29 protein-coding genes are annotated in these 25,441 nt (G+C 31.4%); 7 read left to right on the top strand and 22 right to left on the bottom strand.

Going from position 1 to position 25,441, the window contains the following annotated elements; genetic code table 11:
• Window positions 1–485 precede the first annotated feature (485 nt).
• Window positions 486–1,046 carry a hypothetical protein gene (locus LQ693_RS00005; protein WP_107565957.1) on the top strand — a complete coding sequence of 187 codons (561 nt, stop codon included), beginning with the start codon at window positions 486–488 and terminating at the stop codon, window positions 1,044–1,046.
• A 117-nt stretch (window positions 1,047–1,163) separates the two neighbouring features.
• Here the strand turns inward: LQ693_RS00005 and comGA are convergent, their stop codons facing one another.
• Window positions 1,164–2,066 (bottom strand): competence type IV pilus ATPase ComGA, encoded by a 903-nt coding sequence (comGA, locus tag LQ693_RS00010; RefSeq protein WP_107565958.1) that lies wholly within the window; start codon window positions 2,064–2,066, stop codon window positions 1,164–1,166.
• 153 nt (window positions 2,067–2,219) lie between these two features.
• Here comGA and LQ693_RS00015 point away from each other — a divergent pair, with 153 nt between their 5' ends.
• On the top strand, window positions 2,220–2,468 hold the full coding sequence (locus LQ693_RS00015) for a DUF2626 family protein (protein WP_025904960.1): 249 nt from the start codon (window positions 2,220–2,222) through the stop codon (window positions 2,466–2,468).
• Window positions 2,469–2,501: 33 nt separating this feature from the next.
• On the opposite strand, the gene LQ693_RS00020 is transcribed toward LQ693_RS00015, so the two are convergent.
• Entirely contained in the window at window positions 2,502–3,134 is a 633-nt protein-coding gene (locus LQ693_RS00020; protein ID WP_103361127.1) for an MBL fold metallo-hydrolase, read from the bottom strand.
• Between the two features lie 97 nt (window positions 3,135–3,231).
• On the opposite strand from LQ693_RS00020, the gene LQ693_RS00025 reads away from it, so the two are divergent.
• Window positions 3,232–3,471 carry a DUF2759 domain-containing protein gene (locus LQ693_RS00025; protein ID WP_016911885.1) on the top strand — a complete coding sequence of 80 codons (240 nt, stop codon included), beginning with the start codon at window positions 3,232–3,234 and terminating at the stop codon, window positions 3,469–3,471.
• A gap of 29 nt (window positions 3,472–3,500) precedes the next feature.
• Here the strand turns inward: LQ693_RS00025 and LQ693_RS00030 are convergent, their stop codons facing one another.
• The 13 genes from LQ693_RS00030 to LQ693_RS00090 form a co-directional block, all read right to left on the bottom strand.
• Window positions 3,501–3,815, bottom strand: coding sequence for an MTH1187 family thiamine-binding protein (locus tag LQ693_RS00030; protein ID WP_037588286.1), 315 nt, complete (start codon window positions 3,813–3,815; stop codon window positions 3,501–3,503).
• Complete coding sequence (locus LQ693_RS00035; protein ID WP_025904167.1) at window positions 3,815–4,786, bottom strand: ROK family glucokinase; 972 nt, start codon at window positions 4,784–4,786, stop codon at window positions 3,815–3,817. The genes LQ693_RS00030 and LQ693_RS00035 overlap by 1 nt, the downstream gene beginning before the upstream one ends.
• Entirely contained in the window at window positions 4,783–4,974 is a 192-nt protein-coding gene (locus tag LQ693_RS00040; protein ID WP_078099923.1) for a YqgQ family protein, read from the bottom strand. Before LQ693_RS00040 ends, LQ693_RS00035 begins: the two co-directional genes overlap by 4 nt.
• A gap of 4 nt (window positions 4,975–4,978) precedes the next feature.
• Window positions 4,979–6,424, bottom strand: a complete 1,446-nt coding sequence (locus LQ693_RS00045; protein ID WP_103361129.1) for a rhomboid family protein — start codon at window positions 6,422–6,424, stop codon at window positions 4,979–4,981.
• A complete protein-coding gene (locus LQ693_RS00050) occupies window positions 6,425–6,979 on the bottom strand; it encodes a 5-formyltetrahydrofolate cyclo-ligase (protein ID WP_103361130.1) in 555 nt (184 codons plus the stop codon).
• A gap of 150 nt (window positions 6,980–7,129) precedes the next feature.
• Window positions 7,130–7,279 (bottom strand): 50S ribosomal protein L33, encoded by a 150-nt coding sequence (rpmG, locus tag LQ693_RS00055; protein ID WP_016911879.1) that lies wholly within the window; start codon window positions 7,277–7,279, stop codon window positions 7,130–7,132.
• 76 nt (window positions 7,280–7,355) lie between these two features.
• Entirely contained in the window at window positions 7,356–8,003 is a 648-nt protein-coding gene (phoU, locus tag LQ693_RS00060) for a phosphate signaling complex protein PhoU (RefSeq protein WP_025904171.1), read from the bottom strand.
• Window position 8,004: 1 nt separating this feature from the next.
• Complete coding sequence (gene pstB / locus LQ693_RS00065) at window positions 8,005–8,793, bottom strand: phosphate ABC transporter ATP-binding protein PstB (RefSeq protein WP_232174216.1); 789 nt, start codon at window positions 8,791–8,793, stop codon at window positions 8,005–8,007.
• A gap of 78 nt (window positions 8,794–8,871) precedes the next feature.
• The gene (pstA, locus tag LQ693_RS00070; protein ID WP_025904173.1) at window positions 8,872–9,774 is read right to left on the bottom strand and encodes a phosphate ABC transporter permease PstA; all 903 of its coding nucleotides are present in this window, start codon (window positions 9,772–9,774) and stop codon (window positions 8,872–8,874) included.
• Between the two features lies 1 nt (window position 9,775).
• A complete protein-coding gene (pstC, locus tag LQ693_RS00075) occupies window positions 9,776–10,705 on the bottom strand; it encodes a phosphate ABC transporter permease subunit PstC (RefSeq protein WP_103361132.1) in 930 nt (309 codons plus the stop codon).
• Between the two features lie 66 nt (window positions 10,706–10,771).
• Window positions 10,772–11,722 (bottom strand): PstS family phosphate ABC transporter substrate-binding protein, encoded by a 951-nt coding sequence (locus tag LQ693_RS00080; RefSeq protein ID WP_037588292.1) that lies wholly within the window; start codon window positions 11,720–11,722, stop codon window positions 10,772–10,774.
• Window positions 11,723–12,223: 501 nt separating this feature from the next.
• Window positions 12,224–14,269: a peptidoglycan D,D-transpeptidase FtsI family protein gene (locus tag LQ693_RS00085; protein ID WP_025904176.1), complete on the bottom strand. Its 2,046-nt coding sequence runs from the start codon at window positions 14,267–14,269 to the stop codon at window positions 12,224–12,226.
• Window positions 14,270–14,459: 190 nt separating this feature from the next.
• A complete protein-coding gene (locus tag LQ693_RS00090) occupies window positions 14,460–15,062 on the bottom strand; it encodes a superoxide dismutase (protein ID WP_103361134.1) in 603 nt (200 codons plus the stop codon).
• Between the two features lie 164 nt (window positions 15,063–15,226).
• Here LQ693_RS00090 and LQ693_RS00095 point away from each other — a divergent pair, with 164 nt between their 5' ends.
• Genes LQ693_RS00095 through LQ693_RS00105 form a run of 3 tightly spaced genes read left to right on the top strand, consistent with a single transcriptional unit; the run spans window position 15,227 to window position 17,697 of the window.
• Entirely contained in the window at window positions 15,227–15,982 is a 756-nt protein-coding gene (locus tag LQ693_RS00095) for a DUF1189 family protein (protein WP_103361135.1), read from the top strand.
• A 32-nt stretch (window positions 15,983–16,014) separates the two neighbouring features.
• Window positions 16,015–17,115: a flavodoxin-dependent (E)-4-hydroxy-3-methylbut-2-enyl-diphosphate synthase gene (gene ispG, locus LQ693_RS00100; protein ID WP_103361136.1), complete on the top strand. Its 1,101-nt coding sequence runs from the start codon at window positions 16,015–16,017 to the stop codon at window positions 17,113–17,115.
• An 18-nt stretch (window positions 17,116–17,133) separates the two neighbouring features.
• The gene (locus tag LQ693_RS00105; RefSeq protein WP_103361137.1) at window positions 17,134–17,697 is read left to right on the top strand and encodes a 5' nucleotidase, NT5C type; all 564 of its coding nucleotides are present in this window, start codon (window positions 17,134–17,136) and stop codon (window positions 17,695–17,697) included.
• Window positions 17,698–17,977: 280 nt separating this feature from the next.
• Here the strand turns inward: LQ693_RS00105 and LQ693_RS00110 are convergent, their stop codons facing one another.
• From LQ693_RS00110 to LQ693_RS00130, 5 genes are all read right to left on the bottom strand, one after another.
• A complete protein-coding gene (locus tag LQ693_RS00110) occupies window positions 17,978–18,391 on the bottom strand; it encodes a Fur family transcriptional regulator (RefSeq protein ID WP_025904181.1) in 414 nt (137 codons plus the stop codon).
• Window positions 18,354–19,235, bottom strand: a complete 882-nt coding sequence (locus LQ693_RS00115; protein ID WP_239702934.1) for a metal ABC transporter permease — start codon at window positions 19,233–19,235, stop codon at window positions 18,354–18,356. The genes LQ693_RS00110 and LQ693_RS00115 overlap by 38 nt, the downstream gene beginning before the upstream one ends.
• Window positions 19,236–19,335: 100 nt before the next feature.
• The gene (locus LQ693_RS00120; protein ID WP_025904183.1) at window positions 19,336–20,142 is read right to left on the bottom strand and encodes a metal ABC transporter ATP-binding protein; all 807 of its coding nucleotides are present in this window, start codon (window positions 20,140–20,142) and stop codon (window positions 19,336–19,338) included.
• Between the two features lie 108 nt (window positions 20,143–20,250).
• Window positions 20,251–21,141: a deoxyribonuclease IV gene (locus LQ693_RS00125; protein WP_025904184.1), complete on the bottom strand. Its 891-nt coding sequence runs from the start codon at window positions 21,139–21,141 to the stop codon at window positions 20,251–20,253.
• Between the two features lie 9 nt (window positions 21,142–21,150).
• Complete coding sequence (locus LQ693_RS00130; RefSeq protein WP_025904185.1) at window positions 21,151–22,485, bottom strand: DEAD/DEAH box helicase; 1,335 nt, start codon at window positions 22,483–22,485, stop codon at window positions 21,151–21,153.
• Between the two features lie 149 nt (window positions 22,486–22,634).
• Here LQ693_RS00130 and LQ693_RS00135 point away from each other — a divergent pair, with 149 nt between their 5' ends.
• Window positions 22,635–23,603 (top strand): 4-hydroxy-3-methylbut-2-enyl diphosphate reductase, encoded by a 969-nt coding sequence (locus LQ693_RS00135; RefSeq protein ID WP_025904186.1) that lies wholly within the window; start codon window positions 22,635–22,637, stop codon window positions 23,601–23,603.
• Window positions 23,604–23,631: 28 nt separating this feature from the next.
• Here the strand turns inward: LQ693_RS00135 and LQ693_RS00140 are convergent, their stop codons facing one another.
• On the bottom strand, window positions 23,632–24,723 hold the full coding sequence (locus LQ693_RS00140; protein WP_103361138.1) for a Nif3-like dinuclear metal center hexameric protein: 1,092 nt from the start codon (window positions 24,721–24,723) through the stop codon (window positions 23,632–23,634).
• Window positions 24,723–25,388: a tRNA (adenine(22)-N(1))-methyltransferase gene (locus LQ693_RS00145; protein ID WP_103361139.1), complete on the bottom strand. Its 666-nt coding sequence runs from the start codon at window positions 25,386–25,388 to the stop codon at window positions 24,723–24,725. The genes LQ693_RS00140 and LQ693_RS00145 overlap by 1 nt, the downstream gene beginning before the upstream one ends.
• Window positions 25,389–25,441 lie beyond the last annotated feature (53 nt).

Below are 25,441 nucleotides of genomic sequence, written 5' to 3' on the forward strand. Positions count from 1 at the left end.
CAACTTTCAACTTAAATTCATCACTATATTTTGTCATATTAAAACACCCCTAAAGTTAGTTTTTTTACTCTAACTTTAGGGGTGCAGTACCATCATGGGGTTAGTGCATCATTTAGGAGGGTTTGTACATTTAAAAACATGGATTGTATTGTGGATATAGTAAAAAGCACCCGTATAATCAACAGGTGCTTTTTACTATATATTTTTAATTTTTACTTTTGTATTTTGAATCCTTAGCATAAAGTCTGATTGGCATTAATATTGAGTAACCAAATAATAATCCGCCTATAGATGAAACTTGAAATGATAAATCAAATGTTTTTGTTAAACCTACATAACTTATAAAACATGCTATTAAAAATATAAAAATAAAGTTAAATATTATAATTCTTTTTGATAAATACAAAATTACACTTCCTTTTTTTGTAAAAATATGATAATAATGGGTTGTACCTTAATTATACATATAAAGGAGATTAATATCTATGAAATTCAAGAAATCACACAAAATTGTATTATCATTAGTACTTACAACAAGTATTATAACTCCTTATGCAAGTGAAGCGTTTGCTGAAGGAAATCAAGTAGATATTCAAAACACGCAAGAAGATTCTACTTTGCCAGGTTTTGAAAATGTAGAATTTTTACCAATGGAAACATATACTCATGATGATGAAGAAAATGGATTTAGTTTTTATGCAGCAAAAAAAGGTACTAAAACAATAAAGACTGGTAAATATGTTAAAAAGCAAGGTTATATGACTAATGCTCAGTTAAGAAAATATGTTAAATATGTAGATAAGCAAAAGAGTAGATTAGGATGGGCTTCTATGGTTACAGGATTTGCTCCATTCTTCACAGGAGTCCCTCAAGGAATTTTGGTGCAATATTTAGGTAATAAAAACAATTTTGAAATTGTTAAGAAAAAAGCTTATGCTGGATACGGTATGGGCTGGGCACATTTATCAGCAACTGGTAAAAAGAACAGTTTATCTGTCATACCAAGAAGAGACTTTTCAAAAACTAAAATTGTTTATAAGAAATAATTTTTAGGTACTACTTTAATAATATAAAACATTCTATTATCTAGGCATAAAAAAACCGATTAAAGAAAAATAAAATCATTTATTTTCTCTAATTGGTCTTTCTTTAATACATTTTTCTTACGTTTCATAATCATTCTCCATATATTTAATAATGTCATCTTTAAAAATATATGACATATCTAATGTTCTTGTTTCATCACTTTTCTTCACAAGACGTTGGTTCGTGATACATGAAATACCTTGTTTAATTTGTTCGACTGTTACACCTAGCTCAATTAGTCGGTGGATTGCCCCGATTGTATCACTAGCATGCATAGTTGAAAGCACTAAATGACCACTTAAACTTGCCTGAATAACTTGCTTAGCAGTAACATCATCTCTTATCTCCCCAATCATAATAACGTCAGGATCACATCTTAAAATGGCTTTAAAGGATTGTTGATAAGTTATGTTAGCTTTTTCATTGACTGAAACTTGGACAATACCATTTAATGTTTGTTCTACAGGATCTTCAATCGTAATAATATGTTTATTCTTCTCTCTCTTTAACGCATACATCAATTCATACATTAATGTCGTCTTACCTGATCCTGTTGGTCCCGTAAATAGAAATAACCCTTCTGATTGATACATTCTGTTTTGTAGAACGTTATATGATTGATCTTCTGATTTTCCATGTGAGTGATTAAAATGTTGAGGGGTTATTCTAATGGAACTAGATTCTATTCCTAAACTAATCGGTATCGTAGAAATTCTTAAGTAGAAATGAATGTCATGTTCATATAAATATTGACCGCTTTGTGCTTTATTACGTTCACTTACATCAAGATGAGCGATAAATTTCATATAAATGAGTACCCTACTATACAATTTAAAGTCTAGATCTAAATCATAAGGTGTATTATCGCCGTTTATCCTCATTTGAACAAAGACTTTATCATCGTTTAAAGGTACAAAGTGAATATCACTCGCATTAAAATTGACAGCATCGTTAATAATTGACTTAAATAATTTCTCCATAATCTCCTCCTAATATATATAAACGCTTCCAATTACCTAAATTACTTGTTTAATGCTTATGAATTTGCGTTAAAATGCTATTTACTTTTGTATAGAGTAACTTTATAATTAAATATGAATAAGAAAGTAAACATAGAGGGGGTTCTTAAGAAGATGGATAAAGTTTATAAAACTCTAGGCTTCTGGACTGCTATTTTTGCTACGATGTTTTATGTCGGTGGTATGGACATGATGGCATATTTCTTCTTAGCACAAACTGGATTTTTCGTATTGTTGGGATACTTAAAATTAACAGAAAGAATGTATATGTATATATTCGCAATTTATTTAGTATTATGTTTTGTTGGATTTACATATTATTCTACATTCTTATTAGAGCCAAGTTTTGGAGCACATCATTAAAAGAAGCATTACACAAACGTGTAATGCTTTTTTTTAATTAAATCCATTTAAATACGGATTTGACATTTCTTCATCTGCTATTGTTGTCTCCGGTCCGTGACCTGGGAAAATAGTTGTATTTGGATCTAGCTCTAACAACTTATCTTCAATTGAATTCAATAATGTTTTTGTATCACCTTTATATAAATCCGTTCTGCCAATTCCACCTTTAAATAAAGTATCACCTACAATAGCAAAGTCGCCAAATACAAATGATAAACTACCCGGTGAATGACCAGGCGTATGAATCGCTTCAAATTTAAATTCACCAATCTCATATTCTCCAGGTTCCATTATTTGTGGAACAGTATGTTGAACCACTTGTGGTAATTGATACATTGCAAATTTTTTAGAACCATTTTTCTCTGTATCCGTTAACCATGATTTTTCTTCAGGATGCACATATACTTTCACATCAAATTCATTTGCGACATCATCTACTGCACCTATATGATCAAAATGAGCGTGCGTTAATAATACAGCACTTACCTTTTTATGATATTGTTTAATTTGTTTATTTAAAAAATCGCCATTATCTCCTGGATCTATCACGAGTAATTCGTTTTCACCTTCGAGAATATAACAATTTGTTTCTACAATTCCTAATGAAAAACTATGTACTTGCATTTTATTTCCTCCTCTTTTAAAAAGTATCTCGACAAAACCACATATTAATTATACAATTAATATGATAATAAAAGAAATTTGTATTGGGGGTATTGGAATGCCATTTATCGACACAGGGGAACTATTTGAGTTATTTGGAGTAAAAATCCATATCGGTGTTAATATTTTCTCATTATTAATGCTAGCTGTTTTTATTCTAGCTATATTTGGTTTAATTTCAGCATTCAAAAACAAAAATATTTTGGGCATTCTTTTTGGTGCAATAACTGTAGTATCTTTTGGGTTCTTCTCATTAGCTACAATCTTTACATACGGTTATCCAATTTTACATCATTAAAGAAAAGACGAGTTTACACTCGTCTTTTTTTATTTGTTCAAATGTTTATTAACAGAATCTAATTTATCGTTCATTTTTCTAGATTTATCTCTTCTATCGTCAATTCGGATATTTGTACAAACTCTGTCTAATCCTTTATTGAACGGACTTTCATGAATTTCTTGAATAATTTCAAGTAAATCTTTTAGATCACCTTCAATAAGCGTATTCATTGGTGTTAATTGATAATCAATTGTACCTGCCTCTTTATGCTTTTCAAGAATTATTTGTATATCTGCAATATATTCACTCACACTAGGTCCTTCTGTTCCTACTGGTATTACGACTACGTCAACTATTGCCATTATTCATTCTCCTTTTCTATTACATATGTCTTAATTAGACCAGCTGCACCGATGATACCTGCGTCATTTCCTAATTGTGCTACTACGATGTTTGTACCATCTTGTGCAGGTTTAAATGTCATTTTTTCATAATGCTTTTTAATAAATTGGATAAGAATATCGCCGGCTTTACTAACGCCACCACCAATTATAATATATTTAGGGTTTGTCATAACGCTAACAACACTTGCAGCATAAGCTATGTAACCAGCAACTTTATCAATGATAAATAAACTGAATTCATCTCCAGATTTTGCAGCATCAAATACGTCTTTAGCTGTAACATTTTTACCTGTAATTAAGTCATGAATACTTGATTTCATATTGATATTTGGATAATAATGATGTACTAAATTAATGACACCTGTAGCTGAAGCAACCGTTTCAAGACAGCCCTTCATACCACAATTACATTGGAATCTTTTCTTTTGATCCACTAAGAAATGACCTATTTCAGCGCCTGAACCATTATGCCCATGAAGTAATTCTCCATTTGAAACAATGCCGCCACCTACACCAGTTCCTAGCGTCATACAAACAACGTCACTTTCATTTTGGCCAGCGCCTTTAAATTTTTCTCCTAAAGTTGCAACATTCGCATCATTATCTACGTAAATTGGACCATCAAAATATTGTTGCATATGTTTTCTAACTTCAATGTTACCAGTCCAATTTAAATTCACAGCACCATTGACGATACCATTTTCAAAATCAATTGGGCCAGGTACGCCGATACCCATACCGATAATGTTCTTGATATCGATATCTTTTCTGTTCAGATGTACAACAAATGAATCATATATATTCTCTAATATACCTTCCCCTGTTTTATTCGTTGAAATTTCCCATTTCTCTTCGATATTTAGTGAACGATCAAAAATACCTAATTTACAAGTCGTACCACCAATATCTGCTGATAAAATATGTGTCATTTTTTCTCAATCCTTCTCTGATTTATAATAAGTCTTGCTTGTAAAAATGTTTCTTTATCAATAAGCATAGATTGATACATAGCTTTTATTTCTTGTTCCATCATTTCTAGTTGATCTTCTTCATCTTTAAAATAAATAATATAACCAAACTTTTTAAGTAATTGTTGTACGTCGTATAAATTATTCATAAAGTTAACTCCTAAACGCATCAATTTCATCTTTTAATGCTGCATAATGTTTATTCTTTTTATCAAGCTTTATTGCCTTATTAATAAACTTATTTGCTTTATCATAGTCATCTTTTGCTCTATAACCTAAAGCTAATTGGTAATTTAATTTAGCTGAATTAGGAAAAACTTTTAAACCTCTTTCCCATTCTAGTATCGCTTCATTCAAAGACGTATTGTTCGCTACGATTAAGCCACTTAAAATATATGTCTCATCCGACTCGAAGTTCTTTTCTTTAATTTGCTTTACCATTGTTTCCGCTCTATCAAAATCACCGTTATTCATAGCATCTTTTGTTAATTCATCATATATATAATGTTGTTGTCTGTTAAATATAATAACGATCAAAATGATGATGATCACTATAAAGGCAATAATATAATAAAGTTTGAACTTGTCATGTTCCATCCATTTGTAAATGATAAACATTAAGATTGCCCCGCCAACAAATCCACCTAAATGAGCGAAGTGGTTCACATTATTAATAAACAATGCTAATAACGAAATAATCACAATACCGATAAATGTTTGTAATACAAATTGTTTATTAATATTTTTACGTGTAAATAAGTACACGATAAATGCACCAATTAATCCAAAAATGGCACCACTTGCACCAATTGAAATGGATTGTGTATCTATACTAAGCGATACAATACCTGCAAATAGACCTGATATGAAATAAATGGTGAACATTTTAATGGACCCTAATGCACCTTCAATCAGTTTACCGAATATAATAAGCGAAAATACATTCATCATTAAGTGTGTAAAATTCGCATGTATAAACATGGACGTTAATAAACGGTACCATTCACCGTGAGCAACATTGAAATGCACAAGTCCACCGTAATCGACTAAATTAATTTGGCCAAAATGATTAAAAATTAAAACTAAAGACAGCCAAACAATTACATTAGCAGCTACTAAAAAGTATGTGACAGGTGAAAACTTAAGCATAAAGCTATCAATAAAGCTCGCATTCAATAATTTGTTTTTATATGTCGTAACAGGATTTGTTCTATTACGTTTAATTTGATGCTTCGTTACAAAGTGATGAGATACTTTCTCGAAATCACTAAGCTCATATAAAGCATGATACCTAATTTTAGGTCGTTTAGTATGATTAAACTCAGTGAAATCTATCTCTTTTTCGGTAATATAAAAAACATCTAATTGTTCAAAGCTAAACCCTATACTATCAATTAAGTCACCTAAATGGTCAGTGATTTTTTCTAAGTCAAAATCAACTTCTTGATGTGTAGGCGTCTTATGTATAAATCTTTTGACAATTTTTTTAGATTCATGAGTCAACCATATTTCTGCTTCTTCTTCAATCGATATTATTTTGTAACCTTCTGTATAAACTAAATAATATATCGACTTCCACATTTGTTTTGTTTTATCCATCTATTCTTCTCCATATATATCATTTGGTGTCAACATCTCATCAACTGGTATATCATGTGATTCAGCTTCAAAGTTTCTTATCTGAAAAGGATATAACAAACTTATTGTATGTCCATTATAATGAGATAAATATTTATCATAATACCCTCCACCATAGCCTATTCGATAACCATCTTGATTAAATACAACACCAGGTACAATAATTAAGTCAATATCATCACTAATTTCAGTTTCTTGATTAACATACTTAATGCCTTTTTGATCAATTGCAATGGAATTCAAATCAAGTAGTCGTTGAAATTCCATTTGTTTCGTTTCGTAATTGGTTCTCGGTACGAATACTTTCTTACCTATATTTAAAAGATGTTCAATAATAGGTATCGTATTGACTTCATGATCCATACTCATAACGATAGCAATTGAATTGGCTTGCTTAAAATTGTTATGTTCAAATAATTGTTCTTTTAAATTTAAATCATATTGTTCTTTTTGAGAAATGTCTTGATTTCTCAAAAAGAACAATATTTCTTTTCTTAAATTTTTCTTGTTTGACATGAATTTAACACTTCCAAATATTGATTAAATTTTTATCAGTTACATATAATATGATAACACAAGAATTATTGTGATAGGTAGTCGTACAACCTTTAAAGGTATTAAAAAAAACACATTCCCGTATAATGGAATGTGTTTTTATTCGTTTTATTATTTTGTTTCTCTATGAAGAGTGTGTTTACCGTCACGAGCACAATATTTTTTCATTTCAATACGCTCTGGGTTGTTACGTTTATTCTTTTTAGAGATGTAGTTTCTTTCACCACAATCAGTACATGCTAAAGTTACATTTACGCGCATGATGAACCCTCCTATTCTTATTTCAATTAATATACGACCTTATTATAATACCATCTATGCTTATATAATTCCAGTACTATTTTTCAATAGGTTCATAGTGTTCACCAGTTATATAATAATAGCAACTTTCACTGATATTCGTGATGTGGTCTCCTATTCTTTCTAAGTATCTTGCAGCAAGATGTGCTTGACCAGAAATAAATGGATCGTTATCGATTAAATATGTCGTGTTATTAATCTCACGATATAAATCATCAATATCATTGTCGCGATCAATAATTTCTTTTATCAACAAGATATCTTTGTCATTAACTGCCACTTCTAAATCTTTTAACATTAACATTGCTAACTTACCCATTGTTTTTAATCTCGTTAGTATAAAGTAATCTGTTATTTTAACTCTTTTTCTGATTTGAGCAATATTAGTAGAATTATCTGCCATTCGCTCTAATTCAGAAGCTATTTTTAAACCTGAGATCATAACACGAAGGTCTGTCGCTATAGGTTGTTGCTTTGTAATTAGCATAACTACTTTTTCATTAATGTCATATTCCATTTGGTTAATTTTTTTATCGTATTTAATTAAATTACGAGCGTTGTTTCTATCTTCATCGCTCAATACAGATATTGATTGTTCTATCATAAAGTATACTTCTTTACCCAACACAAATAAATCATTAATGAGTGAATTTAATTCATCTTCATATTTTTCTCTAATAACCATATTATCCAAATCTCCCTGAAATATAATCTTCAGTCTTCTTATCTGTTGGGTTAGAGAAGATTTTATCTGTTTGATCGAACTCATTTACATAACCGTTTAAGAAGAACGCTGTTTTATCAGAAATTCTAGCTGCTTGTTGCATGTTATGTGTCACGATAATGATTGAGTATTTAGTTTTTAATTCTTGCACAAGTTCTTCAACTTTTAGTGTTGAAATAGGATCTAGTGCTGAAGTTGGCTCATCCATTAATATAACATCTGGTTCAATTGCTAAACATCTTGCAATACAAATTCTTTGCTGTTGTCCACCAGATAAGCCATATGCATTTTTATCTAGTCTATCTTTACATTCATCCCAGATTGCTGCACCTTTTAATGAACGTTCAACGATTTCATCTAGTACTTTTTTATCTGTAATACCATGAATTCTAGGTCCATAAGTAATATTGTCATAGATTGATTTTGGGAATGGATTCGGTTTTTGGAACACCATACCGACATTTGTTCGTAATTCTTCAACACTATATTTCTTGTCGAAAATATTTTTATCTCTATAAATGATCTCTCCAGATGTTTTAACACTTGGAATTAATTCAATCATTCTATTTAATGTTTTAATATAAGTAGATTTACCACAACCAGATGGTCCAATAATTGCAGTCACTTCATTTTCTGCAATATCTAAATTTATATTTTTAAGCGCATGAAAATCTCCATACCATAAATCTAAATTATTCGTTTTATAAACAATATTTTTATCTTCTACTGCTATTTGTTGATTTGCTGTCATTTCATTTGAAGGTATATTTTGAGATAAATCTCTAATTTTTACGTCTGTCATAGTCATGACCCCTCTTCATTTTGATTATTATAATTTTCTTTGATATTTATTTCTAATATAGATTGCGATTGAGTTCATAAGAATTAAAATTACGAGTAATACGATAATTGCTGCCGATGAAACAAACTGAAATTCTGCTTGTGGCAACTTAGCCCAGTTGTATATTTGCATTGGTAAAGCTTGGAAAGATTCAAATATACTGTTAGGTGTTTTCATCAATATGGCAGGAATACCGATTACAACAAGTGGAGCTGTTTCTCCAAGTGCTCTTGATAGTGCAAGAATTGTCCCTGTTAAAATACCAGGTATTGAAGCTGGTAATACGATGTTTTTAATCGTTTGCCATTTAGTACCACCTAATCCTAATGATGCTTCTCTAATAGATGATGGGACAGCTTTAATTGCTTCCTGACTTGCTACGATAATAATTGGTAAAATCATAAGTGACATCGTTAATGCTGCTGCAATAACAGTCTTACCTAGAGATAAGTTTTCAATACCTGCACCACGTACAAATATTGTTAATCCTAATAAACCAAATACTACTGATGGCACACCTGCTAAATTTGAAATATTAACTCTTATAAATTTTGTAAACCAGTTTTCTTTTGCGTATTCAACCATGTATATTGCTGTACCAACACCAAGAATGATAGATATAGGTGCTATTGTCATCATGAGCCACAATGTCCCAATTAATGCCCCTTTAATACCTGCTCGTTCAGGTGATGTTGATGAGAAGTTTGTGAAGAAATCTGTACTTAGATAAGGAATACCTTTTCTAAATATGTCAAATAGCAAAATAGCTAATACGATTAAGCCAATTAATGTACAAACGAAAAATATTGATTTTATGACTTTATTTTTCATTAGTCTTGTCGGCAGCTTTTTACGAACGACGGTTTGATCAACTAAATTAACTTCTGACATATTAATACTCCTCTCTAAATCGTTTTGTAATCCATTGTGAAATGATATTCATAATGAATGTGAATATAAACAATGTGAAACCTACAGCATAAATACTGTAATAAATATCAGATCCGTACGTCGCATCTCCAGTCGCAACTTGAACAATGAATCCAGTCATTGTTTGAATAGACCCAATTAAACTAAAGCTTGAATCTGGTGTACTACCTGCCGCTAAAGATACGATCATTGTTTCACCTATCGCTCTTGAAATCGCTAATACAACAGATGCGATGATACCGGATAAAGCCGCTGGAAATACGATTTTAGTTGCAAGTTCAAACTTTGTTGCACCTAATCCCAGTGCACCTTCTTTAATTGAATCAGGTACCGAACTCATTGCGTCTTCACTCATACTCGTAATCATCGGTATAATCATGACCCCCACGACTAAACCTGGACTAATTGAGTTAAAGCTTCCTAAATCCGGGAATATACCTCTTAAAATTGGTGTTACAAATGTTAACGCGAAAAATCCGTAAACAATTGTTGGTATACCTGCTAATATTTCAAGAACTGGTTTAATAATTCTTCTTGATCTATCAGATGCATATTCACTCAGATATAGTGCTGCACCTAATCCAACTGGAACAGCAAAGATTGTCGCTACTGCTGTAACTTTCAACGTTCCTAAAATCAGTGCGAAAATACCGTATTTAGGATCAGATGAAAATGGTGCCCAGTCTTTCGTAAATAAAAATTCAAATGGATTCACTCTCGTAAAAAATGTTGCTGTTTCAGTGACAAGTGTGAATAATATCCCGATTGTTGTAAGTACAGAAACTGAAGCGATTAACAATAAAATAATGGGAACAGCTTTATCTGCAAAGACTTTACCTTTATTATTGTTATTTTGCTTAATCAATTCTTGTACTGAAGTTTGTTGTTTCATAAAAATAACTCCTTCATTTTGAAAAAGGGCGATTACTGACCGCCCTCTGCTTTAATTTATTAATGATTATTTTTTAAATTTTTCTAACGTTTCTTTATCTTCTTTATACTCATCATCTTTCAATGGAACATAACCAGCGTCTTTTGCAGCATCAGCTGAGTTATCAATTACATATTCCATAAATCCGTAAAACGCATCATTATCTTCTAGAGATTTATTTTTCGCATATACGAATAATGGTCTACTTAATGGATAACTACCATCATTAACTGTTTTATCTGTAGGTTCTATTGCTTTTCCATCATCTTTAATCTTCACAGCTTTAAGTGAATCTTTATTTTCCTGATAGAAGTTATATCCAAAGAATCCGATAGAATCTTTATTATCTTGGACAGATTTAACGATGACATTCGTGTCAGCATTTTTCTCAGATTGTAAATCTTTTTCATCTAATACTTCTTCACTAAAGAAGTCATAAGTACCATGTGATTGGTCTGGTGAAAATGCTTTGATCTTTTTATCAGGGAATTTTGAATTAACATCTTTCCACGTTTTTGCTTTTCCACTATAAATTTTTGCTAATTCATCCATACTCAACTCATCAACAAAGTCATTATCTTTGTTAACAGCTACTGTTAAGCCGTCTTGAGCAACTTTAAATTCAGTGTATTCTATTTTAGCCTTTTTCAATTTTTCTTTTTCTTCATCTTTAATATCTCTAGAAGCATTTGAAAAGTCTGTTTCTCCCGCTATGAACTTTTCAAAACCACCACCAGTTCCTGATACACCAATTGAAACTGAAACATCAGGTTGCTCCGCTGAGAAGTCTTCGTTTATTTTTTCCATAACTGGTGCAACTGTTGATGATCCATCACCTTTAACTTCACCACTTAATTTTTTATCATCTGAAGATTTAGTATCCCCGGAACTAGATTTTTCAGCTGCCCCACCACAAGCTCCTAATAAAAGTACAGAACTTAAAGCTGTTGTTGATCCGATTAATTGCCACTTTTTCATGTTAAATCCTCCTAATTAATATCGCCTTAATCTTTATTACATCTTTACTTTACAATTTCTTTATTAAGTACAAATAAATTGAATGTAAATTTTGTGTTAACTTCATATGAAAACGTTTTAAAATGTAAAAAAATGAAGAGAATGGTGTTTTATTATGGGGACTGTAGTTACAAAAGTACGGAGAACTGTTAATAAGAGCAACTATAATTACAAAACTCGGCCGAATTGTTAATATAGACCCCCTTAGTTACAAAAATCCGGAGAACTGTTACTATAGGCTGCCTTAGTTACAAAAGTCGGGAGAATTGTAAATAAGGATACCCATAGTTACATAAGTCAGGAGAACTGTAATTATGCATGCACAAACAAAATCGTAAACTATGTACTTCACTAAATCTAATACTGTTCAAAAATAAATTCCCACATAAAAAAATAACATCTCATTTCTACTGAATTAATCAGTAAAATGAGATGTCATTTTGAATCAATCTTTATATTGAGTTATTTTCTATCTTTAAAGTAATAGTTAATAATATCTCGACCTAAATCCCCACCTGGTAACCATGGTTCTGGTACGGGTTGGTTTGTATATGTGATAGAGAATGATAATTCAGGATTTTTAGCAGGTGCATATCCAATATATGTTGAGTTTACTTTCGGTTTACCATCTTTGAATACTTCTGCTGTACCTGTTTTACCAGCTGATCTTACAACCGTTTTGTTAAAACTAGAATAACCTGTTCCTTCTGGCTTATTAAATGCCATATCGAAACCTTTTTGTACTTGTTTTATTTCTTTATCACTATTATTAACCTTATTCATCACTTCACCTTTAAATGTCTTTTTGATAGGTCCAAGTGAATCTTCATTTGTAGAGTTTCTAATTTCTTTTGCTAAATGTGGTTTCAATCTATAACCATCGTTCGCAATTGTAGCGACATATTGTGATAACTGTATAGGTGTATAAGTATCGAATTGTCCTATTGCTAAATCAATGTAGTTACCTGGATTATCTTTAATTGGTTCAATTTGACCTGCTGATTCATTTGGTAAATCAATACCTGTTTTAACACCTAAACCAACTTGATTTAAACCTTTACGTAATTTGATACCTGCTTGTTCTACATCAGATGGTAGTGACATACCACTACTGTATGGAGAGCCAGCTAATAACAATGCTGTCTTATACATAAATACGTTTGATGAATGCATTAAAGCTTCAGCATCTGTAATTGTTTTTCTGCCATTTTGGTTAAAGTATGATCGTTTTGTTAAACCACCACTAAATTTTAATGGTTCATCGACCATTGTATCGCCAACATTTAATACGCCGTTTTGATAGCCAGTAAGTAATGTAGCACCTTTAACAGATGAACCTACTGTATATTGACTTGTGAAGTTACCTATATGGTTATCCGTAATCTTGCCATTTTTATCAATATCACGTCCGGCCATTGCTAACACATCACCGTTTCTAGGATCTTGGACGACAACCATAACTCTGTCCATATCTGTAGCGCCTTTACTTCTTAATGATTCAATGTGTTTATCAATATATTCTTCAACTTTTTTCTGTAAATCTATATCGATTGTTAACACTAAATCGTTACCACGTGAACCTTGTGAAATAACTTCAGAACTTGTTATTTTCCCAGATTTATCAGTGACATATTTCATTTTCTTCTTAGAGCCTTTTAAAATATCTTCATATTGATATTCTAAGTAAGATTTACCAACTCTATCATTTCTAGAATATCCTTTAGCGAGATAGTCATTCACTAACTCTTTAGGTAATCCCTCTTCTTTACTTGAAACATTTCCAAATAAAGTTCTTAAAGTGTCACCATAAGGATAACGTCTTTCCCAGTCCATTGTTGTATTAACGCCAGGCAGTTCTGATAAATGTTGAGATACAGCTGCATACTCATCATTTTTAACACCTTCATTTTTTATAACAACAGGACTCAGCTGAGATCCAGAATTCATTTCTCTAAATATCGCAAGGATTTGTAAATCCTTTTTGGATAATTTATCTGTATATTTAGATGTCACTTTGTCGTATAACGCTTTATCATAATCATCTTGACTAATATTGCCATCAGAGAATAAAGCTTGTTCATCTTTCATTAACTTTTGAACTTCATCTTGATTTCTCAATATCCAAAAATCTTGCTTATCACGTTCTGTAATATTTGAAGTATCCATCTTCATTAAGTGAGATAGTTTTTCAGCGATTTTTAAAATATCATCTTGGCTCGTTCTTCTATCTCTTGTGTATGTAATTGCCTTTTTAGACTCATTGTCTACTAATACTTTACCGTTTCTATCATATATACGGCCTCTAGGCACCGATTCATTAACTGTAATAGATTCTGTACTATCTATCGTTCTTTTGTATTCTCCGCCTTTTACAATTTGTAAATAACCTAGCCGCATAATGAGCACAGAGAATAAAATGACGACAACTGCCAATATTAGGCTTACGCGTTTATTCATTAATAGGCGAAATGCTTCTTCTTTTGATTTCTTTTTTACTCGTTTCAACAACTAAACCTACCTTTTTAACTCTATTATAATAATTTCATCATATATTATTATGACTTACATTGCTATTGATATAGGTAAATTTTTATAAAAAAAGAGTGGAGCTGAAATCTCGTTTAAATAAAAAGATTTCATTGCTCCACCCCATCAGGATGATTGTTTTATTAATCAGTCATCCAAATTTAAAGTCGAATTATTTTGCAGCTTGGTATAATTCGTTTACTTTATCCCAATTTACAACGTTCCAGAATGCATTAATGTAATCTGGGCGTCTGTTTTGGTAGTTTAAGTAGTAAGCATGTTCCCAAACATCTAAACCTAAAATTGGAAGTTTACCTTCTGAAATTGGGTTATCTTGGTTTGGAGTTGAAACAATCGCTAATTCGCCATTATCTACAACTAACCATGCCCATCCTGAACCAAAACGGCCAGCTGCTGCAGCTGCAAATTCTTCTTTGAATTTGTCTAATGAACCAAATGTAGAACTAATTGTATCTACAACTTCTCCTGAAGGCTCAGAAGCATTTGGAGTTAATAGTTCCCAGAATAATGAATGATTATAATGTCCGCCACCATTGTTTTGAACTGCAGTACGGATATCATCAGGAACAGAGTTTAAGTTTTTAACAATATCTTCAATAGATTTGCTTTCTAAATCTGTACCTTTCACTGCATCATTTAATTTTGTTACATAAGTGTTATGGTGTTTCGTATGATGAATCTCCATAGTTTCTTTATCGATGTGTGGTTCTAATGCATCATACGCATATGGTAATTTTGGTAATTCAAAAGCCATAAAAAATCATCCTCCTCATTTGTTTTACATACCTATCTTATCAAGATTAAAGTTTTATAACAAATAATTTGTTTAATAAATAATCAAAAAATTTTTAATTCTCGTTTATCGCCTTGCAACAGGTGTTTTTAAACATTATTATTAAGTGAAGAAGAGGTGAATTTATGCAGTATATAAAAGAGCTTAAAAGGTTATTTAAGCATCCTAGTAAGTATCCAATGTTTAGAATTACGAAGTTAAGATACATATTCCTTCATATATTATTATTAAGTTTGATATTAATCATACCTAATTCTATTCAATACATACAAATCACTCAAAATTTATCAACGTTAGTCAATGATGAAGTGACAGAGATACCTGATTTTGAAATCGATCAGAACAAAATGATTTTATCCCAAGATAAATCTATTAAATTAAACCATCACCAAACGGTCGAATTTACTAAATCTAATGATTTCGAGATGAAAGATCATCATTTAATCGTGTTTAAACCTAATCATATTGAGATTTCAAATTATAGTGACTACACAGAAATCAGCTATGGGTCCCTATCTTCCCTTGTTACCGATCAAGATGATTTAATTAAGTTTATTGAAACAATAAATGATTCTAAATATTTTTACTTAAGTTTGATTGTTGTCTTTCTATTATTTTTTCAATTTTTAAGCTTATCTATCAAAATTGGTATTCTAGCATTTGCTGGACATTTATTGGGAATGATTTTACGAAGAAAGTCTCGCTTTATGACTTGGTTCAAAATGATGACATTTGTGATAACGCTTCCGACTTTAGTCCTATTATTAGGAATGATTACAGTGATTCCTTTATTAATAATTGCTTCATGGTGTATAATCATTTTAAGCATTGTTATGATTGCTATGTATTTACCTAAAGGAAAAAGACTTGCTAAAGTGTAAAGATTAGCAAATTTAAACAAAGGAGTCTTATCATGTCAGAAATCATTCATCGCACGAAAACGAGACCTGTTAAAGTTGGGGATTTAACGATTGGCGGTTCAGATGAAGTTATCATTCAAAGTATGACGACTACAAAAACATATGATGTTGACGCAACTGTAGCTGAAATTAAACGATTAGAAGAAGCTGGTTGCCAAATTGTTAGAGTAGCTTGTCCAAATGAAGAAGACGCATATGCAATTAAAGATATTAAAGCGCAAATCAATATACCTTTAGTTGTAGATATTCATTTCAATTACAAATTAGCTTTAATTGCAATTGAAAATGGCGCAGATAAGATTCGAATCAATCCAGGAAACATTGGTAGACGTGAAAAAGTTGAAGCAGTTGTCAAAGCATGTAAAGAAAAAGGTATTCCTATTCGAATTGGTGTTAATGCTGGATCATTAGAAAAACATATTATTAAAAAATATGGCTACCCTACTGCTGATGGTATGGTCGAAAGTGCATTACATCATATTAAAATACTCGAAGATTTAGATTTTCATGACATTATCGTATCAATGAAAGCAAGTGACGTAAATTTAGCTATTGAAGCATACACGAAAGCAGCTCAAGCTTTTGACTACCCACTACACTTAGGAATTACTGAAAGTGGTACACTATTTAATGGAACGGTTAAATCGTCTGCAGGATTAGGCGCAATACTAAGCTTAGGGATTGGTAATACGTGTAGAATTTCTTTATCAGCTGATCCAGTCGAAGAAGTTAAAGTAGCGAAATCTTTGCTTAAAGCATTTGGTTTAGCGAGTAATGCTGCTACATTAATTGCTTGCCCTACATGTGGACGAATAGAAATTGATTTAATATCGATAGCTAATGAAGTAGAAGAATATATTTCAAACCTTCAAGTCCCATTAAAAGTAGCTGTACTTGGTTGTGCAGTAAACGGTCCTGGAGAAGCAAGAGAAGCTGATATCGGCATTGCTGGTGCACGTGGTGAAGGGTTACTGTTTATGAAAGGTAAAACCGTTCGTAAAGTACCTGAAAAAACAATGGTTGAAGAATTAAAAAAAGAGATAGATAAATTAGCAATTGAAATGGAACAAAATAAAGAAGCTCAAAAAGCATAAAGTAAAAGGTGAATTTTTATGAATCAAAAGCCAAGATTAGGTATAGATATTGACGGCACAGTTACATGTCCAAAAACATTTGTACCCTATTTACAAAGAGATTTTAATCAACAACTTAAATATGAAGATATTACAGAATACAATTTAGCAAATGTCTTAAACTGTAAAGAAGAAGAAATGTTGAGTTGGTTTAAAAATAATGAATCACATATATACCAACACTCCCCTGTTGCAGAGGGCGCAAGAGACATTTTGAATCAACTAAAAGATGACTACGAACTATATTATATAAGTGCAAGACATCATTATTTAGAAGATATTACGAAAGAATGGTTCCAATCACATCATATACCATTTGATCAAATTACATTAACAGGTAGTCATAATAAATTAGAAGTGACAAAAGAACAGAATATCGATATTTTCTTTGAAGATAAATTAGATAACGCAGAAGATATCAATCACTATTTAAATATCCCTGTTTTCTTGTTTGACACACCATATAACCAGAAAGATTTACAAAATGGTATATATAGAATTAAAAATTGGCATGAAGTATCAACGTTACTTCATAGAATATAGTTAAAACCTGGCCCATATATGAGATGGACCAGGTTTTTTCGTGTATTGTGTAATTAAAGTGTCGGCTAACGATCTTGTTTCATTTTCTTGGACGTTAGAATTTCTAACGATCTTGTTTTCGAGTCTTGATTGTTAGCGCATATAATTTTTTATTTTTTGCGTACAAAATGCCGGCTAACGATCTTGTTTTCGAGTCTTGATCGTTAGCGATAGTACTCAACCCCACACCTATACCTCCAAATAAAAAATGGTAGCTCCTCAAGCTACCATTCTTCACTTCTTATACTGTTTTGCATTGTTCACATTTACCGTATACTTCTAATTTATGTGATGCTATTTCTACATTAGGTAATTGTTGTTTTATAGAATCCATTGGGCAAAAGTCTATTACTTTTGTTGTACCACATGATTCACAAATAAAATGATGATGATGGTGACTTTGACATGCAATTCTAAATTTCATTTCGCCGTCTATTTCAGTACTTTCGATAATATTCAAGTCTTTAAACAAGTATAAATTACGATAAATTGTATCGAAAGATAATCCATTATAATCGTCTTTCAATGCTTCTTGAATATATTTCGCTGTGATATATTTATCCTCATCTACAAATAATGAGATGATATCACGACGTTTATTTGTGTACTTATGTCCATCATTTTTCAATATTTGAATGGCTTCCTCTACTTTCAAGATGATAGCCTCCTTTTTTAATCAATACTTTACTATACGCAATACTAGCAAGTAATTCTATAATCAATAATCCTACTATAATACCTCCTGGTGAAATATTTAAATAGAAGGATAATATCAAACCTAGTACTACTGAGATTTCACCGAATATAATACTTAATGCGATTAACTGTTTAAATCCTTTAGCTAATCTCATGCTTGTAGCGACTGGCAATGTCATTAAACTACTCACTAACAAAATACCAACAACTCTCATTGAAGCTGAAATAACAAGTGCCACAATGACAATAAATAATAATTGGATCCATTTTGGCATGCCAATAACTTTTGAGTATTCTTCATCGAAAGATAATACAAATAGTGATTTGTATAATAACATAACAAAGATTAAAACAATTATTGTAATGACGATAATTGTAAATAAATCACTTAAGTTTACGGCACTAATTGAACCGAATAAATATCCAAATAAATCTTGGTTAAATCCATTTGCTAAAGAAATAAATATCACACTAATACCTATACCACCGCTCATGATGATTGGTATTGCGATTTCTTGATAATGTTTATATTCAGTTCTTAATTGTTCTATTAATAACGCACCTGCTATTGAAAAAATAATACCAAACCATATTGGATTTATAGTAGCAAACAATGGACTAACACTCATTAAGAACAGTCCCATTGATATACCACCTAACGTCACATGGCTTAAAGCATCCGCAATGAGCGATAGCCTTCTAACTACAATAAATGCCCCTATTAAAGGTGCAATCAATCCTACTAAGATACCACTTATAAATGAGTATCTTATAAAATCAAAATTTAAAAACGCATCAATCACGATATAACACTCCTTCATTCAGGAGCATAAATCTATCTCTCGTTTCAACTGACATATCCAATCTCCTTATTTAAAATCTATATATTTATTCTGCTCGACGTTAACTTTGTACTAATTCTTCAACTTCTTCATGTGCACAACAGTCACGATCATGTTGATGATCGACAAATTGTACGGGATGTCCATAGATTTTAGATATTGAGACTTCATCTAATGATTTAAATGACTCACTTGTACCATGGAAATGTATATGTTGATTTAAGCAAGCTACTTTACTTGCTGTATCAGCTACAACACCAATATCATGCGTTACAAGAATGATTGTAATCCCTTCTTGCTTTAATTGCGTCAGTAATTGATAAAATTCTGAAACATGTCTTGCATCAATACCTACAGTAGGTTCATCTAATATTAAAATACTCGGTTTAGAAATTAATGCTCTAGCAATAAACGTTCTTTGCTGTTGACCGCCTGATAACTGTGCAATATTTTCATTCTTAAGATCACTTATATTTAATCTTTCTAATATGGCATCTACTTGTGCAGCATCTTCTTTATTAAACCATTTAAAAAGACTTTTATTTTTAGTTAAACCACTCATGACAACTTCTTTTACTGTCGCTGGGAAACCAGAGCTAAAAGCGTTGGATTTTTGTGATACATAACTAATTTTTTCCCAAGATTTATATTGATTTATTTTTTTACCACTTATTAAGATATCACCTTTTTGTAAAGGTAATAACCCTAATATCAATTTCAGTAAAGTCGATTTCCCAGACCCATTTGGGCCAACTATTGCCAAGAAATCTCCTTTATAAATTTGTATATTAATATGGCTAAGTGCCAATTTATTTGGATAACTATAACTGATATCTTTTAACTCGAAAATCGGTGTTTCTTTTTCCATCTTCATCACCTCGTCAATAGAATACTATACAATGAATATGAAAGAATGTAAATAGTAATGTTTACGAACAAAAAAGAATGCTAATTGAATTAGCATTCTTAAATAATGTTATTGATTAAAGATTTTTTCTTTTAAATCTGGATCGAATGTACCATTTTTAATCATTTCGATTTCATATTTATATGGTGGTTTTTTATTCTTTTTGTCATCACCAACATATGGTGTTTCTAAAATTTTAGGTACTTCTTTAAATGCATCATGATTGACGATATAGTGCAATGCATCATAACCAATTGATCCAAAGCCAATATTTTCGTGTCTATCTTTTCTTGCACCTTGTGGATTCTTACTGTCGTTGACGTGAAGTACTTTTATACGGTCGATACCAACGATTTTATCAAACTCATTTAATACGCCATCAAAGTCTTCTTTAACGTTGTAACCAGCATCATTTGTATGACAAGTATCGAAACATACAGATAATCTTTCATTATGGTTTACACCATCAATGATTTGAGCAAGTTCTTCGAATGTTTTACCACATTCAGAACCTTTACCTGCCATTGTTTCCAATGCGATACGTACATCATTATTATTTGTTAATACTTCATTTAAACCTTCAATAATTTTTTGAATACCTTTTTCTTCACCAGCACCAACATGCGCACCTGGATGAAGTACGATGTCTTTAGCACCTAATGCTTCAGTACGTTCAATTTCTGATTGTAAGAATTCAACACCTAGGTTAAATACTTCTGGTTTAGTTGTATTTGCAATATTAATGATATATGGTGCATGCACAACAATGTTAGATAAACCATATTCTTTCATTGCTGCTTTACCATTTTCAATATTTAAATCTTCAATCTTTTTACGTCTTGTGTTTTGTGGAGCACCTGTATAAATCATAAATGTAGAAGCATTATAACTTGCCGCTTCTTCTGCTGCTTGTAATAGCATCTTCTTACCACTCATTGAAACGTGTGATCCAATTAACATATTTGACACCTATCCTTTTCTACTTTGTCTTTTTGTTCTCTTAGAATGAGCTTTCTTTTCTTTAAATTTCAACTCATCTAATTCTCGTTTGAATTTCTTCTTATAGCCAGGTTTTACTTTATTTTTATTGTTTCGTTTAATTTTTTGTTTTAGTGATTTTTCAATATTATCTTCTTTTTTAACACGTTTCGTACGCTTTTGACGATCTTTAATTTCTACAAATTCATCGTTTTTAATATCGACATGTTTAAACTTGTAATTATGCTTCTCAATTTGTGTAATTAAATCATCTTCATCAGGTGTATATAAAGTGATTGCGATACCTTTATAATCACCACGACCTGTACGACCAACTCTATGTGTAAAGAAGTCTATTTCTTTAGGTAAATCATAGTTGATAACGTGACTTACACCTTCAATATCAATACCACGTGATGCTAAATCACTTGCGACAACAAATTCAAAGTCTAATTGTTTAATACGTTTCATTTGTTGTGTTCTTTCTCTAGGTGATAAACCACCATGGATAACCCCTACTTTATAGCCTTCTTCTGATAAATACGCAACTAATTCATCTGCTCTATCACGGCTATTAGCAAATATGATTGCTAAATAAGGATTAATCACATTCATAACTTTTAAGACTTTTTCTTTTTTCTCAACACCTTTAGTCGGTATTAAGTAAAAGTCGATATTGTCTTTGTTAGATGATGCTGTTTCAATTTCAACAAATTCAGGATTACTTAAATATTTATTTAAGAATGGATGTAATGCTTTAGGAATCGTTGCACTAAATACTGAAATTTGTGCGTTTTCATCTAATCTACTCGCAATACTATCTACTTTAGGCATAAATCCTAAATCAATCATTAAATCTGCTTCATCTACAACTACTGACTTCGCTAGATGTAAATCTAAAGCACGCTCTACAGCCATGTCATCAATTCTATTCGGTGTACCTACAACAACATGTGGTGTATTTTTAGATTTATCAATATCTCTTGATTTATCTGTTCCACCAATGTATAGGCTAACTTTTACACCTTTTTTAAATTGAGTTAAATGTGAAGCTGCATCATATAATTGCTTTGCTAATTCTCTTGTTGGTGCCAAAATAATCACTTGTGGTTCTTTTATATCGACGTCAATTTTATCAAATAATGGTAGTAGAAATGCGTGTGATTTCCCTGTACCAGTTTGAGATTGTCCTATTATATTAGATCCTTTTTTAATTTTGGGTATAACTCTTCGCTGTATTTCTGTTGGCTGGTTAAAATGTAAATCTTTAACGGCCTCTACTAATTCATTTTCAAGTTGAAAATGTTCAAACGGATGCTTAGACATAAGCGACCCTCCTCGTTTCTTTTTCACTTCATACATTATATAGTAAATGCGCACTTTATGATAGGCTAAAAGATTTATTTTGAATTTTTATTTCGTTTCTTTAAGACTTGCGTGTTTGTTATAATAGACTTTAATAAGGAGGGCAATTTATGGAAATTATAAAGATTACCCCTAGAGGTTATTGTTACGGTGTTGTAGACGCTATGGTTATCGCTAGAAATGCATCTTTAGATAAGTCACTGCCAAGACCCATTTATATACTTGGCATGATTGTTCATAATAAACATGTGACTGATGCTTTTGAATCTGATGGCATTATTACGTTAGATGGTCCGAACAGATTGAAGATTTTAGAACAAATTGATGAAGGTACCGTTATATTTACTGCGCATGGTGTTTCACCTGAAGTCAAAAGACGCGCAAAAGAAAAAGGACTCGTTTGTATTGATGCGACATGTCCAGATGTAGATAATACACATCAGTTAATACGTGACGTTAAATCAAATGGCTATCACGTTATTTATATTGGTAAAAAAGGACACCCAGAACCTGAAGGCGCAGTTGGTGTGGCACCTGATATCGTACATCTCGTTCAAACTTTAGATGATATCGATGCCTTGCCAGAAGCATTAATGAACCAAAAACTTATCGTAACGAATCAAACAACTATGTCACAATGGGATGTTAAACACCTTATTGATGAATTAAAAGTTAAATATCCTCATATTGAAGTACATGAAGAAATTTGTTTAGCAACACAAGTTAGACAAGAAGCTGTTGCAACACAAGCAGATCAAGCAGATTTACTCATTGTCGTTGGTGATCCTAAAAGTAATAATTCAAATAGATTAGCCCAAGTATCTAAAGAAATCGCACATACAAACGCATATCGAATCGCTGATTTGAGTGAATTAAAATTAGAATGGCTACAAGACATCGAAAGTGTCGCTGTAACGGCAGGTGCTTCAACACCAACACCTATCGTTAAAGAAGTCATTGATTATATTAAAAATTATGACCCGACAGAAGCGCGTGACGTAAATTTAACAAGTAATGTACCTGTTGAAAAAATATTACCTAAAATTAAAAAGCCTAAACCTGTAAAAATAATGGACTAAAAAAACTGCCGAATTTACTCGGCAGTTTTTACATATATTGATAAGGATCTGTATTAATAGAAGATGTTAACACTTTAATATTACCATTTGTCCATTCTTCTAATAATGACTTTAATCCTTCTTTCATAACATACTCACTATAATGATTAACATCTAAGACGTTTATACCGTCCATTAGTGCATCTAATGCTTCGTGATGTTTAACGTCTCCAGTAATAAATAAATCAGCTTGTTGTGCTTTAGCTAAATTTGCATATTCAATACCAGCACCACCAACAATTGCGACCCGTTTAATTTGCGCTGATTGGTCTCCAATAAATCTAACTGCTGGTATAGCGAGCTTTTGTTTATAGTTTTGCACAAATTCATTTACTGATTGCGTTTCTTTTAATTCCCCGATGATTCCTAAGCCTACAGAAGATGTTCTCGACATTTTGATGAAATCATAAACGGGTTCTTCATATGGATGTGTTTGAATAATGAGTTCTTTAGCAAGTGCTAAATCTTTCTCATCAACCATTAATTCTAGTTTCGTTTCATAAACCGTTTCAGTCTTATCTGCTTGTCCAAGATGTGGATTAGCTGTTGCACTAGGTTTAAATTGTCCTTTACCTTGTGACTGGAAAAATACTTCACTGTATTCTTCTGTTTGAGCTAAATGATGGTCATTAAATGCAGCTTTCATAGCTTCAACATCTTGATCAGGTAGGAATATTTGTACTTTATAATAGGACTCTTGTTGTTCTTCTAATACTTTCATATTACTTAATCCTATTTGTTGTCCAATCATGTAACTAACACCTTTAGGATGCACATCAAGATTTGTATGAAGTGCTATCAAATTGATATCGTTTTGTATCAATTTACGAATAATAGGACCATAGCTTTTATCCGTAATATTTTTAACACCTTTAAAAATAAGTGGATGATGTGCAATGATCGTATTGATGTTGTTTTGAATGGCTTCTTCTACAACTTCTAACGTACAATCTAATGTTGTTAATACACCGTTCACTTCACTTTTTTCTGAACCAATTAATAACCCAACATTATCCCAAGATTCACTCGTAGAAAATGGAACTTGTTTATCAATTTCGTGTAATAGCTCTTGAATAATCATTAAAGCACCTCTTTTATTTGAAGTATTTGTTGATTAATTTCATTATACCTATTTTTATCCTCATGATGTTCTAATTGTTTACTAATTTTATTAAGTGATTCTAATTCTCTTTGCCATTTTTCATAGAATAAATCATTTTTATTGGCTAATAATTTAGGACCAAATTTTAATTCTAATTCATTTAGGTCCATCTCACCTTTTTTAGCCACTATGATTTCATATATATGTTTTTTATCTTTTATGAGTTGTTCATCAACGATTTGATAACCAATGGTTTGTAATACTTTTCTAATTGGCAACGCATGTATATTAGCTTGTAAAATTAAATCCGGATGCCCTGTTAACTTATGCTTTCCTTCTTCAATAATTTGAGCAATTAATGGACCACCCATGCCACAAATCGTAATGGCATCAATCGTCTCGTCTACTACTTCTAAACCGTCGCCCAGTTTAACTTCAATAAGTTCATTCATACCATATAATTTAGTATTCTTTTGAGCAGCAAGAAAAGGTCCTTTGACAACTTCTCCAGCAATCGCTTCTTTAATTAATCCATTTTGAATTGCGTATATAGGTAAATATGCATGATCGGAACCGATATCTGCTAATTTGTGATGATTTAAATATTCACTTACCTTCATTAAACGTTTATTTATTTGGATCATTATTTTTCCCTTTCATTAAAAAAATCTTTTGCAATAGCAAAAGATTTTTTTGT

Origin of the sequence: Mammaliicoccus sp. B-M6 (assembly GCF_022386965.1) — a bacterium.
Taxonomy (GTDB): Bacteria; Bacillota; Bacilli; order Staphylococcales; family Staphylococcaceae; genus Mammaliicoccus; species Mammaliicoccus sciuri_A.